This window comes from Algoriphagus sp., assembly GCF_046296635.1.
Lineage (GTDB): Bacteria > Bacteroidota > Bacteroidia > Cytophagales > Cyclobacteriaceae > Algoriphagus.
In genome coordinates, this window is the sequence record NZ_JBKBKZ010000012.1 from 72419 (window position 1) to 84912 (window position 12494).

Sequence of the window (12494 nt, forward strand, 5' to 3'; positions counted from 1 at the left end):
AATTCAAGTTACAAAAATGGTGCAAAAAAAAGACAGCCTACCGAAGTAAGCTGTCCAATTGATTATTGAGAAGTGAATTACTTCAGTCTACCCTTGAATACCGCAGACTCTCCCAATTGCTCCTCGATTCGAAGCAATTGATTGTATTTGGCCATACGGTCAGAACGAGAGGCAGAACCGGTTTTGATTTGGCCGCAGTTTACTGCCACTGCCAAATCAGCGATGGTTGAGTCTTCTGTTTCTCCTGATCTATGAGACATCACTGCTGTAAAACCAGCTTTATGCGCCAAACTGATTGCATTAAGCGTTTCAGTCAATGTTCCAATTTGGTTTACTTTTACCAAGATTGAATTGGCAGATTTCTCTTCGATACCTCTCTGCAAGAATTTCACATTAGTCACAAATAGATCGTCACCTACAAGCTGAATCTTATCACCAATTTTAGCGGTCAACATCGCCCAACCAGCCCAATCTTCCTCAGCAAATCCATCCTCGATCGAGTCAATAGGATATTTTTCAGCCAATTCGGCTAAATATTCCACTTGCTCTTCTCTGGACCTGATTTTGCCAGTTGGTCCTTCGAATTTTGTATAATCGTATTTTCCGTCTTTATAAAATTCAGAAGCAGCGCAATCCAATGCGATAGTGACATCATCGCCTGCTTTGTATCCAGCTTTTGCGATAGCATCCAAAATGCAACCCAAAGCTTCTTCTGTACCACCTGAAAAATTTGGAGCAAATCCTCCTTCGTCACCCACAGCTGTACTTAAGCCTTTGTCATGGAGAATTTTCTTAAGGTTATGGAAAATCTCAGCACCCATTCTGATCGCATCTGAGAAGCTTGCAGCTCCAACTGGACGAACCATGAATTCCTGGAATGCAATAGGTGCATCAGAGTGAGATCCTCCGTTGATGATGTTCAACATTGGCACAGGGAGCGTATTTGCATTTACTCCGCCGATGTAACGATATAGTGGCTGGCCTGCTTCCATTGCTGCTGCTTTAGCTACAGCCAAGGATACACCCAAGATAGCATTTGCTCCTAGTTTGCTTTTGGTAGAGGTACCGTCAAGCTCGATCATGATTTGGTCGATTGTATTTTGCTCAAATACATCCATGCCTACCAATTCAGGAGCGATAATTTCATTCACATTGGCTACAGCTTTTAACACGCCTTTGCCCAAATATTTGCTTTTGTCTCCGTCTCGAAGTTCTACTGCTTCATTAACACCTGTAGAAGCGCCACTTGGTACCGCAGCACGGCCAAATGCGCCATTCTCTGTGAAAACATCTACTTCTACTGTTGGATTTCCTCTTGAATCGAGGATTTGTCTGGCATGAATTGATTGAATCAACGTCATAGTTTTAAAAGGTTTATTAGGATTAGTTTTGATTAATTAGTGCTATAAAATCGTCGAAAAGGTATCGAGAATCATGGGGTCCAGGTGAAGACTCCGGATGGTACTGTACAGAGAAAGCGGGCTTATTTTTTAAACGAATTCCCGCTACTGTATTGTCATTCAAGTGAACATGTGTGATTTCCACTTCATTGTTCAATTCCGTATCTTCTCTTACTACATTGAAACCATGGTTTTGGGAAGTGATTTCGCTTTTGCCTGTGACCAAGTTTTTGATCGGATGATTTAATCCTCTGTGACCATGGTGCATTTTGTAGGTTTTGATACCTACTGCCTCAGCGAGTAGCTGATGTCCAAGGCAGATTCCAAATACTGGTTTTCCGGTTTCCAGAATTTCTTTCACGGTGTCCACTGCGTAATCCATTACGGCTGGATCACCTGGTCCATTAGAAAGAAAAAAGGCATCAGGATTCCAGTCTTGAAGCTCTGCCAATTTTGTTTTGGCTGGGAAAACCTTGCAATAAACACCTCGTGATGCGAGGTTTCGAAGAATGTTTTTCTTTATTCCGTAATCAAGACACGCTACTTTGATGGATGCGTTTTCATTCCCGTAGAAGTATGGCTTTTGAGTGCAAACGGTAGAGGAAAGTTCAAGGCCGTTCATATCAGGAACTTTTGCAAGCTCGGTTTTCAAGCCTTCCAGATTACCTTCAAATTCAGAACTGATGATTGCATTCATCGCACCTTTTGATCGAAGGTGTCGGACCAGCATTCGCGTATCAATGTCTGCAATTCCTGTTATTCCATACATTACCAAGTAATCCTGAAGCGATCCGGATGCGTCTAATCGGGAAAAAACATCAGAGAAACTGTTGACGACTATCCCTGCTACACAAGGATGGTCTGATTCGATTTCTTCATCATGGACACCATAGTTTCCAATATGGGAAGTGGTAGTCACCACTATTTGCCCGGTATAGGATGGATCAGTATAGATTTCCTGATATCCGGTCATTCCGGTGTTAAAACAAATTTCACCACCATTGGTGCCAGGATTGCCAATTAGAGAACCATGGAATACAGTTCCATCAGCCAGTAGAAGTGTTGCTTTTTGTTTAATCATTTTTCAAAGGATTGCTCAAAGTTAACCAAATCTTGGGAAGGAGGATAAGAGGTCTGGGTATAAAAAAAGGATTGAACGAAAGTCCAATCCTTTTGATATTTGAAATAATTTTCCAATTTATTTTTCTTCGTTTTCGCTTTCATCAGAAACTTCAGGAGCACTTGGCTCTTCAGTCTTAGCTTCCTTTGAAGGAACAGAAGCTGCTTCAACGGCTGCTGTTTCTTTCACCGCTGCAGTTCCTCTACGAGATCTTCTAGTAGTTTTCTTAGCAGGCTTCGCATCTTTCAGCATTAGCTCATTGTAATCTACCAGCTCAATTATGCACATTTCGGCATTATCACCAAGACGGAAACCAGTTTTGATTATTCTGGTGTATCCTCCTGGACGAGTGCCTACTTTCTCTATTACTTCTCCGAAAAGAGCCTTGATGGCATCTTTGCTTTTAAGATAGGAAAATGCAATACGTCTGTTATGTGTAGAATCTTCCTTAGCTCTAGTTACTAGAGGCTCAACAAACTTCTTTAATTCTTTTGCCTTGGCAAGCGTAGTTGAAATACGCTTGTGAAGAATCAGGGAAGTTGCCATGTTGGAGAGCATTGCCTTTCTGTGGGAGGCAGTACGTCCAAGGTGGTTAAATTTCTTACCGTGTCTCATTTTATATTATTCTTCGTCAAGTTTGTACTTAGAAATATCCATTCCGAAGGTCAATCCCTTTTCTTGGATCAATTGCTCAAGTTCAGCCAAGGACTTCTTTCCGAAGTTTCGGAATTTCATCATGTCCGAAATCTCAAGTCTTGCAAGATCACCAAGTGTTCTTACATCAGCGGCCTTAAGGCAGTTGAATGCTCGAACGGAAAGATCAAGATCGCTCAAAGAAGTCTTCAATAGCTTGCGCATGTGAAGAAACTCTTCGTCAATAGGCTCGGGCTCTGCAACACCGGTTTGATCTAGGACCATAGTTTGGTCAGAGAAAAGCATAAAGTGCTGAATCAAAATCTTAGCTGATTCTTGAAGCGCTTTTTCAGGATGGATAGAACCATCTGTAGAGACTTCAAGGATCAATTTTTCGAAGTCAGTCTTTTGCTCTACTCGAGTGTTTTCGACGCTGTACTTCACATTTTTAATAGGAGTGAAGATGGCATCAATCGCAATCTGACCAAAAACTTGCTCTTTCGGTTTGGATTCTTCAGCTGGAAGGTACCCTCTTCCTTTTTCGATTGTAATCTCGATTTCAAAGTTTTTGGTTTCGTCGATGTGACAGATGACCAACTCTGGATTGAGGACTTCGAAGGAAGAAGTGAACTTAGCAATGTCCCCTGCGGTGAATACAGCCTGATTTTTGATTTCAACAGTGATCTTTCCATCAAATGCATCGTGCACTTTTTTGAATCTCACTTGCTTCATATTCAAAATAATATCAGTCACGTCTTCTACTACACCCTCAATGGAAGAAAATTCGTGAACCACTCCAGGGATTTTGATAGAAGTGATGGCGTATCCCTCCAAGGAAGAAAGCAATATTCTTCTCAGGGCGTTACCAATGGTAACTCCATAGCCTTTTTCGAGTGGTTTGAAAGTGAACAAGCCATGAAAGTCATCGGCTTTTTCCATCACCACTTTTTCGGGCATTTGAAATGCTAGTATGGACATATATCTCGTTCTGTTTTTAGCTGAAAATTGTAAAATTACTTAGAGTAAAGTTCGACAATGAGCTGCTCCTTGATATTCTCAGGAATATCATCTCTGCCTGGTACACTGACGAATTTGCCTGTCAAGGAAGCATTATCCCACTCTAACCAAGGATATCTGTTTGAACCTTTTCCTGCTAGGCTGCTGGTGATCGCTTCCAAAGATTTGGAACGCTCTCGTACGGATACTAGATCACCTGGCTTTAATGTATAAGATGGAATATTTACCACTTCACCGTTAACTAAGATATGCTTGTGTGAAACTAGCTGTCTTGCGCCACGACGGGTAGGAGCAATTCCCAATCTGTAGACCGTGTTGTCCAATCGAGCCTCTAGAAGCTGGAGTAGATTTTCACCGGTGATGCCTGTTTTTCTGGAAGCAATATCAAACATTTTAGCAAATTGTCTTTCCAATATGCCGTAGATGTATTTTGCTTTTTGCTTTTCGTTTAGCTGGACAGCATATTCAGACTGCTTCTTTCTTCTTCCTCTACCATGCATGCCGGGAGGATAGTTTTTCTTTTGAAGTGCCTTACTATGCCCCTCTATTGCTTCTCCAAATTTTCTGGAGATTTTCGCCTTAGGACCTGTATATCTTGCCATTTCGTTACCTTTTTAAAATTAAACTCTTCTACGCTTAGGAGGACGGCAGCCGTTGTGCGGCATTGGAGTCACGTCTATAATCGTAGTCACGTCCAATCCTACGTTTTGCAATGTTCTGATCGCAGATTCACGACCAGACCCTGGTCCTTTTACGAACACTTCGATTTTTCTCAAACCTAAGTCGTATGCTACTTGTCCGCAGTTTTGAGCGGCCATTTGAGCAGCGTAAGGAGTATTTTTCTTTGAACCTCTGAAACCCATTTTACCGGCAGAAGCCCAAGAGATCACTTGACCTGCATTATTGGTAATCGAGATAATGATATTGTTGAAGGAGGCTCTAATATGCGCCTGACCTACAGCTTCTACCTTTACTACTCTTTTTTTACCTTTTGCTTTATCGTTTCTTTTCTGAGCCATAATCTAAATCAGGTTTTATTTAGTTGCCTTCTTTTTGTTAGCAACAGTCTTTCTCTTACCCTTCCTTGTTCTGGCGTTGTTTTTAGTGCCTTGACCACGGACAGGAAGTCCTTTTCTGTGTCTCAAACCTCTGTAACATCCGATGTCCATCAGACGCTTGATGTTCAGTTGAACCTCTGACTTCAGCACACCTTCAGTTCTGAATTCTTCAGCAATAATGTTACGAATAGCGGTAGATTCTTCATCATTCCACTCTCCGGCTTTTTTGTCGAAAGAGATACCAGCTTTGGTCAGGATCGCTTTGGCGGCACTTCTACCTATTCCGAAGATGTAGGTAAGTCCGATTTCGCCTCGCTTATTGTCTGGTATGTCTACACCTGCAATTCTAGCCATGATTAACCTTGTCTTTGTTTATACTTAGGATTCTTTTTGTTGATAACAAACAATACCCCTTTTCTACGGATAAGCTTGCAGTCAACACTTCTCTTTTTGATAGATGCCTTTACTTTCATCTTTTCTATTTGTTTAAAGTGGTAAGACGGAATCTTATATGATTTGTCACCACAATTTTGTGTGACGTTTTGATCATATTCGATTTCATGTCAGTCTATTTATATCGATATACTATTCTGCCTTTGGTTAAATCATAGGGAGATAATTCAAGCTTGACCTTATCACCGGGTAGGATTTTGATGTAATTCATTCTCATCTTTCCCGAAATATGAGCAATCAACTGATGTCCATTTTCAAGTTCTACTTTGAACATTGCGTTAGACAATGCCTCGATGATGGTACCGTCTTGCTCGATTGATGTTTGTTTGGCCATATTAGAATTTAAAGACCTCTTCTATGTATTTGTGCGTTGTCAAAACTTCTGTTTTATCTTCTAATATTGCAACCGTATGCTCATAATGAGCTGAAGGTTTCCGATCTGCAGTTCGGATAGTCCACCCGTCTCTTTCTTGCACGATGTTCCGCGTACCTAGATTGATCATTGGCTCAATTGCAATCACCATCCCTGCCTTAAGCAGGATACCACTTCCTTTTTTTCCATAATTAGGTACTTCCGGTGCTTCATGAAGTTTCTTTCCCAAACCATGCCCGACAAGCTCTCTGACTACAGTGTAGCCTTTGGCTTCGACAAATTTTTGGATAGAAAAACCAATGTCACCAATTCGATTCCCAACTACAGCTTGCTCAATTCCTAAATAGAGCGAATCTTGAGTGGCCTTTAATAATGCTTTGACAGAAGGGGAAACCTCACCGATAGGATACGTATAAGCGGAATCGCTATGAAAACCTTGGTGAAAGACTCCACAATCTACTGAGATTATATCGCCATCTTTCAATTCATAATCACTTGGAAAACCATGAACAATTACCTCATTCACAGAAATACACAGTGAAGCGGGAAAACCATTGTAGCCCTTAAACGAAGGCACTCCATTGTGATCCCTAATAAACTCTTCAGCAACTTTGTCAAGAAAAGAGGTCTTTACCCCTTCTTTGATATGCTTGGCTACTTCTCCATGAGCTCTACCAAGTATATCGGCACTTTGTTTTATCAATTGAACTTCTTCCGAAGTCTTGTATTGAATCATATTAAGCTACTTGGTAATTCGAAGGATTATTCTTCAGATTACCACTTTTCATCATTCCCTCATAATGTCTCATCAACAAGTAACTTTCGATTTGTCTAAGGGTATCCATGATCACACCCACCATAATTAATAGGGAAGTGCCACCATAGAAGTACGAGAACTCTTGTCCAACCCCACCTAGAACCGCAATCGCTGGAAGGATCGCAACAACAGCTAGGAGTATAGAACCTGGTAAAGTGATTTTCGAAATAATTCCATCAATAAATTCAGAAGTTGGCGCTCCCGGTTTAATTCCAGGGACAAACCCGCCATTTCGCTTCATATCTTCCGCTATCTGCTCAGGATTAACCGTGATTGCTGTGTAGAAGAATGTGAACACAATTATCAGAACAGCGAATAGCACATTGTATTGCCATGATATTGGATTACTGAAAGTTGCACCAATATAGTTAGCAATGTCACTATCCTGAGACCAAATACCAGAAACGACAGCTGGCACAAACATCAATGACTGAGCAAAAATGATCGGCATTACACCGGATGCATTTACCTTGATCGGGATATATTGACGTTGTCCACCATACACTTTGCCTCCTACTACTTGCTTAGCATATTGCACAGGAATTCTTCTTGTAGCTTCCGTTAGAGCAATAACTCCAATTACTACAAAGAACAATACCAATGCCTCAATAATAAGAAGCAACATCCCTGATGTACCTTTTTCAAGTCCTTCAGCTATTAAAGCACCTGGAAATCTTGAAATGATACCAATCATAATTAGCATTGAAATCCCGTTGCCGATACCTTTTTCAGTAATTTTTTCACCGAGCCACATGCAAAACATGGTGCCTGCTGAGAGCAATACCAAAGAACTAAACATGAATAGCGAAGTACTCACCATTACCGCTCCTGTAGGAATGATAGTGGCAGAAACATAGCCAATACCCTGCGCAATTGTGATGGCAATTGTGAGGACTCTGGTGATCTGATTGATACGTTTTCTTCCAGATTCACCCTCCTTTTGCATTTTCTGAAAATAGGGTACTCCGACAGTCAATAACTGCAGCACAATTGATGCAGAAATATAAGGCATGATTCCCAAACCAAAGATGGAAGCATTGCTGAATGCACCACCTAGAAAGGTATCAATCAATCCAAAGATTCCCTCTGGCGCATCTCCCAATCTGGAAGGATCCACTCCTGGGAGTACGATGAATGAACCTAATCTGAAAATAATCAAGTAGCCAATTGTGTTAACAATTCTAACTCTTAAATCTTCGATTGAGAAAATATTCCTAATTGTCGAAATAAACTTTTTCATTTACTTAAATCTTGTTTACAGAACCACCAAGTTTCTCAATGACTTCAACAGCTGAAGCTGAAAACTTGTGGGCAGTCACATCTAATTTGGCTGTGAGTTCGCCACCGCCTAGGATTTTGATTTTGTCATTCTTTGAAGCAATACCATGTGAAACCAAAGTTTCCATATCGATTGCGGCAAGATTGAATTCATCAGCTAGGGACTGCAAGGTATCCAAATTTACCGGCTTGAACTCAACCCGATTGAAGGATTTAAAGCCAAATTTTGGAACTCTTCTCTGAAGTGGCATTTGACCACCTTCAAAACCTATTTTAGACTTATATCCAGAGCGAGATTTTGCTCCTTTATGACCTCTTGTTGAAGTTCCACCTCTACCCGAACCGGTACCACGACCAATTCTTTTGCGGTTTTTGGTAGAACCTTCTGACGGAGTTAATGTATTAAGTTTCATAGTTAAGCTTCCTCCACTTTTACAAGGTGATTAACTTTATTTACCATTCCTGCAATCTGTGGTGTATTTTCAACAACAACAGATTTGCTGATACGTCCCAAACCTAAAGCAGTGATTGTTGCTTTCTGATCCTTAGGTCTGTCGATCGTACTTTTCGTTTGTGTGATCTTGATCTTCGCCATGATGATTATCCGTTAAAGACTTTAGCCATTTTCACACCACGCTGCTGCGACACAGCGATTGCATCTCTTAATTGAGTCAGCGCATCAATGGTTGCTTTCACCACGTTGTGTGGATTAGAGGATCCTTTTGATTTTGCTAATACATCAGTGACACCGGCACTTTCTAACACAGCACGCATCGCACCACCGGCAATTACACCAGTACCTGCTGCGGCCGGCTTGATCAATACAAGTCCACCTCCGAATTTACCAATCTGCTCGTGAGGAATAGTGCCTTTCAAAACTGGTACTTTTACCAAGTTCTTCTTTGCATCTTCGATACCTTTAGTGATTGCGTCAGTTACTTCGTTGGCTTTACCCAAACCATAACCTACAACACCTTGGCCATCTCCTACTACTACAATTGCGGAAAATGAAAATCTTCTACCACCTTTCACCACTTTGGCAACTCGGTTGATAGCTACTACTTTCTCCTTTAATTCTGTATCTGTAGCCCTAATGGGTTTTCTTCTTACTTGAGACATAATGATTAAAATTTAAGGCCCCCTTCTCTGGCACCTTCGGCCAAAGCTTTCACATTACCATGATATAAGTAGCCATTTCTGTCAAAAACCACTGAAGATACGCCATTTGCTACAGCTCTTTCTGCTAGTTTTTTACCTACTTCCTTGGATACACCAAGATTGGTGTTTGCTTTTGAGCCAAGTTCTTTAGAAGAAGCTTGAGCCAAAGTGAGACCTTTAAGGTCGTCCACCAATTGCGCATAAATGCCTGTATTACTTTTGAATACTGACAGACGAGGTCTGGAATCAGTACCGGAAATTTTTCTTCTGATACCCTGTTTGATTCTAAGTCTTCTGGAAGTCTTATTAAATGCCATAACCTATTATTTTTTACCGGCAGTTTTACCAGCCTTACGTCTAACTTGTTCACCAACGAAACGCACACCTTTACCTTTGTATGGTTCCACTTTACGTAGAGATTTGATCTTTGCAGCTACCTGACCGATCAATTCTTTGTCAATACCTTCTAAAGAGATAAATGGGTTTTTACCTTTTGGAGTCTCAGTTTTAATAGAGATTTCGTTTGGCATCGCCATAAAAATACTGTGAGAATAGCCTAAGCTAAGCTCTAGTATTTGCCCTTGATTAGAGGCCTTGTAACCTACACCTACTAATTCCAAGTCTCTTTTGTATCCTTCAGAAACACCGATAACCATATTGTTGATCAATGATCTGTATAGACCGTGCAAAGACTTATGTCTTTTAGACTCGGTAGGTCTAGCAACGATAATCTCGCCGCCTTCGACTTTCACTTGAATATCAGGATTCACATCCTGAGTCAGTGTACCCTTAGGACCTTTAACAGTGACAGTTCCATGAGCTGACACGTCTACAGTAACACCGCTGGGTATATTTATTGGTTTTTTACCTATTCTAGACATGATAGTATATTAATAAACGTAGCAAAGTACTTCGCCTCCGATACCTTCGGTACGTGCTTCTTTGTCAGTCATCACACCTTTGGAGGTGGATACGATTGCTATTCCCAAGCCATTGATGACTCGTGGGAGCTCATCATGCTTTACATATTTTCTTAAACCTGGTGTACTAACTCTCTCAAGGCTTACGATAGCATTTTGCTTGCTTGTAGGATTGTACTTCAAAGCGATCTTAATGGAACCCTGAGGTCCATTTTCTTCAAACTTATAGTTTTGAATATATCCTTTGTCGTGCAATACTTTCGTAATCTCCTTCTTGATATTAGAGGCAGGTATCTCAACGATTCGGTGAGAAGCCTTGATGGCATTTCTCAATCTAGTCAGATAATCAGCTATTGGATCAGTCATGGTATTTTTAGTCTAGCTCCACCCGTTTTGGGCGTGCAAAGTTACGAATTGATTTTTATAATAAAAACTACTGTCGTTATTTTACCAGCTGGACTTTGTAATACCAGGGATCTTGCCTGCTGAGGCCATTTCTCTGAAAGTTACCCTGTTGATACCAAACTTTCTCATGTAGCCTTTTGGACGACCGGTTAGTTTGCAACGATTATGTAATCTTACCGGCGAGGAGTTCTTTGGCAATTTGTCAAGACCTTCGTAGTCACCGGCTGCTTTAAGCTCGGCTCTTTTCTTAGCGTACTTGGCTACCAGATGCTCTCTCTTTCTCTCCCGAGCTTTGATGGATTCTTTTGCCATGATTATTGTTCTTTATTTTTGTTAGCGAACGGCATTCCGAAAGCTTTCATTAATGCAAGACTTTCTTCGTCAGTTTTGGCTGAAGTAACAAATGTGATATCCATACCAGAAATTCTATTTACTTTTTCGATAGAAATCTCAGGGAAGATAATCTGCTCAGTTACGCCTAGTGTATAGTTACCTCTTCCGTCAAATCCTTTATCGGAAATGCCTTTGAAGTCACGAACACGTGGTAGAGCGACAGTGATCAAACGATCAAGAAACTCGTACATTTTCTCACCTCTCAAAGTAACTTTAGCACCGATCGGCATGCCTTCTCTCAACTTAAAGTTGGATACGGCAATTTTAGATTTGGTTGCCACTGCTCTCTGACCTGTGATCAATGAAAGCTCTTCGACACCCTGATCTACCAATTTCTTATCAGCTACCGCAGCTCCGATTCCTTTGTTGATAACGATCTTAGTCAGTTGAGGAACTTGCATGACAGAAGAGTACTGAAACTTTTCTTTCAAAGCAGGGACGATATCGCCCACATACTTTTCTTTCATTCTTGAATTAGCCATTGATCACCTCCCCAGTTTTCTTTGAGAATCTTACTAGTTTTCCATTTTCACCTGCTTTTCGACCTGTTCTAGTGGCTTCACCAGTCTTAGGATCTACAAGCATCAGGTTACTGATATGTAGCGCAGCTTCTTTCTTTTCGATGCCACCTTGTGGTTTTGAAGCTGTAGGCTTCACGTGTTTGGTGATCATATTGATACCTTCCACGAAAGCTCTTCTTTTTTCAATAACTACAGAAAGCACTTTTCCTGTTTTTCCTTTGTCGTCACCGGCGATTACTTTAACCGTATCACCAGTTTTGATATGCAGTTTTGTCTGCTTGTTCAATTTTCTTTCCATGATTAAAGTACTTCTGGGGCCAAGGAAATGATTTTCATGAACTGCTTCTCTCTAAGCTCTCTGGCCACGGGTCCGAAGATACGTGTACCTCTTGGCTCGTCGTTGTTGTTTAGCAACACGGCAGCGTTATCCTCAAACCGAATGTAGGATCCATCTTTTCTACGGATTTCCTTCTTGGTTCTTACAATTACCGCTTTTGATACGGTACCTTTTTTCATGTTGCTGGAAGATAGGGCCGACTTTACAGTCACGACTACTTTATCACCGATAGAAGCATAACGCTTCCCTGTTCCTCCCAATACGCGGATAACGAGTACTTCTTTAGCACCTGAATTATCTGCAACGCCTAGTCTGGATTCTTGCTGTATCATGATTACTTAGCCCTTTCAATAATTTCAACTAATCTCCAACGCTTGTTCTTGCTCAGCGGACGAGTCTCACTAATTTTCACCAAGTCGCCCGGGTGACACTCATTGTTCTCGTCATGAACCATAAATTTGGTAGTCTTAGCCATAAATTTACCATAGATAGGGTGCTTCACTTTACGTTCCACAGCCACTGTTATGGATTTATCCATTTTGTCGCTTACAACTTTCCCAATTCTCTCTTTGCGAAGATTTCTCTCAATCGTAGCCATTTTCTTTTCTGTT

General features: G+C 41.1%; 22 protein-coding genes. All 22 read right to left on the reverse strand.

Annotation, left to right across the window (positions count from 1 at the left end; genetic code table 11):
* Positions 1-77: 77 nt before the first annotated feature.
* The 22 genes from eno to rpsQ all read right to left on the reverse strand — a co-directional run bounded on the left by eno (position 78) and on the right by rpsQ (position 12481).
* The gene (gene eno / locus ACK4HU_RS10770; protein WP_409806637.1) at positions 78-1361 is read right to left on the reverse strand and encodes a phosphopyruvate hydratase; all 1284 of its coding nucleotides are present in this window, start codon (positions 1359-1361) and stop codon (positions 78-80) included.
* 22 nt (positions 1362-1383) lie between these two features.
* Positions 1384-2481: a glutamine-hydrolyzing carbamoyl-phosphate synthase small subunit gene (gene carA, locus ACK4HU_RS10775; RefSeq protein WP_409806639.1), complete on the reverse strand. Its 1098-nt coding sequence runs from the start codon at positions 2479-2481 to the stop codon at positions 1384-1386.
* A gap of 117 nt (positions 2482-2598) precedes the next feature.
* Positions 2599-3135 (reverse strand): 50S ribosomal protein L17, encoded by a 537-nt coding sequence (rplQ, locus tag ACK4HU_RS10780; RefSeq protein WP_409806640.1) that lies wholly within the window; start codon positions 3133-3135, stop codon positions 2599-2601.
* 6 nt (positions 3136-3141) lie between these two features.
* Entirely contained in the window at positions 3142-4131 is a 990-nt protein-coding gene (locus ACK4HU_RS10785; RefSeq protein WP_409806642.1) for a DNA-directed RNA polymerase subunit alpha, read from the reverse strand.
* Between the two features lie 35 nt (positions 4132-4166).
* On the reverse strand, positions 4167-4772 hold the full coding sequence (gene rpsD / locus ACK4HU_RS10790; RefSeq protein ID WP_409806644.1) for a 30S ribosomal protein S4: 606 nt from the start codon (positions 4770-4772) through the stop codon (positions 4167-4169).
* An 18-nt stretch (positions 4773-4790) separates the two neighbouring features.
* The gene (gene rpsK, locus ACK4HU_RS10795) at positions 4791-5189 is read right to left on the reverse strand and encodes a 30S ribosomal protein S11 (RefSeq protein WP_092731260.1); all 399 of its coding nucleotides are present in this window, start codon (positions 5187-5189) and stop codon (positions 4791-4793) included.
* Between the two features lie 15 nt (positions 5190-5204).
* Complete coding sequence (gene rpsM, locus ACK4HU_RS10800) at positions 5205-5582, reverse strand: 30S ribosomal protein S13 (protein WP_409806646.1); 378 nt, start codon at positions 5580-5582, stop codon at positions 5205-5207.
* 2 nt (positions 5583-5584) lie between these two features.
* Complete coding sequence (gene rpmJ / locus ACK4HU_RS10805) at positions 5585-5701, reverse strand: 50S ribosomal protein L36 (RefSeq protein ID WP_077346330.1); 117 nt, start codon at positions 5699-5701, stop codon at positions 5585-5587.
* Between the two features lie 95 nt (positions 5702-5796).
* Complete coding sequence (infA, locus tag ACK4HU_RS10810) at positions 5797-6015, reverse strand: translation initiation factor IF-1 (protein WP_009183359.1); 219 nt, start codon at positions 6013-6015, stop codon at positions 5797-5799.
* 1 nt (position 6016) lies between these two features.
* Positions 6017-6790, reverse strand: a complete 774-nt coding sequence (map, locus tag ACK4HU_RS10815) for a type I methionyl aminopeptidase (protein WP_409806649.1) — start codon at positions 6788-6790, stop codon at positions 6017-6019.
* 1 nt (position 6791) lies between these two features.
* Positions 6792-8111: a preprotein translocase subunit SecY gene (secY, locus tag ACK4HU_RS10820; RefSeq protein WP_409806651.1), complete on the reverse strand. Its 1320-nt coding sequence runs from the start codon at positions 8109-8111 to the stop codon at positions 6792-6794.
* Positions 8112-8115: 4 nt separating this feature from the next.
* The gene (gene rplO / locus ACK4HU_RS10825) at positions 8116-8562 is read right to left on the reverse strand and encodes a 50S ribosomal protein L15 (RefSeq protein ID WP_409806652.1); all 447 of its coding nucleotides are present in this window, start codon (positions 8560-8562) and stop codon (positions 8116-8118) included.
* Positions 8563-8564: 2 nt separating this feature from the next.
* The gene (gene rpmD / locus ACK4HU_RS10830) at positions 8565-8744 is read right to left on the reverse strand and encodes a 50S ribosomal protein L30 (protein ID WP_086500303.1); all 180 of its coding nucleotides are present in this window, start codon (positions 8742-8744) and stop codon (positions 8565-8567) included.
* 5 nt (positions 8745-8749) lie between these two features.
* Entirely contained in the window at positions 8750-9268 is a 519-nt protein-coding gene (gene rpsE / locus ACK4HU_RS10835; protein WP_077346324.1) for a 30S ribosomal protein S5, read from the reverse strand.
* Between the two features lie 5 nt (positions 9269-9273).
* Complete coding sequence (gene rplR, locus ACK4HU_RS10840; RefSeq protein WP_409806654.1) at positions 9274-9624, reverse strand: 50S ribosomal protein L18; 351 nt, start codon at positions 9622-9624, stop codon at positions 9274-9276.
* A gap of 6 nt (positions 9625-9630) precedes the next feature.
* Entirely contained in the window at positions 9631-10188 is a 558-nt protein-coding gene (gene rplF / locus ACK4HU_RS10845) for a 50S ribosomal protein L6 (RefSeq protein WP_409806656.1), read from the reverse strand.
* A 9-nt stretch (positions 10189-10197) separates the two neighbouring features.
* A complete protein-coding gene (gene rpsH, locus ACK4HU_RS10850) occupies positions 10198-10593 on the reverse strand; it encodes a 30S ribosomal protein S8 (RefSeq protein ID WP_409806657.1) in 396 nt (131 codons plus the stop codon).
* 81 nt (positions 10594-10674) lie between these two features.
* A complete protein-coding gene (gene rpsN, locus ACK4HU_RS10855) occupies positions 10675-10944 on the reverse strand; it encodes a 30S ribosomal protein S14 (RefSeq protein WP_409806659.1) in 270 nt (89 codons plus the stop codon).
* 2 nt (positions 10945-10946) lie between these two features.
* Positions 10947-11507 carry a 50S ribosomal protein L5 gene (rplE, locus tag ACK4HU_RS10860; RefSeq protein WP_409806660.1) on the reverse strand — a complete coding sequence of 187 codons (561 nt, stop codon included), beginning with the start codon at positions 11505-11507 and terminating at the stop codon, positions 10947-10949.
* Positions 11500-11844, reverse strand: coding sequence for a 50S ribosomal protein L24 (rplX, locus tag ACK4HU_RS10865; RefSeq protein WP_409806662.1), 345 nt, complete (start codon positions 11842-11844; stop codon positions 11500-11502). The genes rplE and rplX overlap by 8 nt, the downstream gene beginning before the upstream one ends.
* Positions 11845-11846: 2 nt before the next feature.
* On the reverse strand, positions 11847-12215 hold the full coding sequence (rplN, locus tag ACK4HU_RS10870) for a 50S ribosomal protein L14 (RefSeq protein WP_026966248.1): 369 nt from the start codon (positions 12213-12215) through the stop codon (positions 11847-11849).
* Between the two features lie 2 nt (positions 12216-12217).
* Positions 12218-12481, reverse strand: a complete 264-nt coding sequence (gene rpsQ, locus ACK4HU_RS10875; RefSeq protein ID WP_092731237.1) for a 30S ribosomal protein S17 — start codon at positions 12479-12481, stop codon at positions 12218-12220.
* Positions 12482-12494 lie beyond the last annotated feature (13 nt).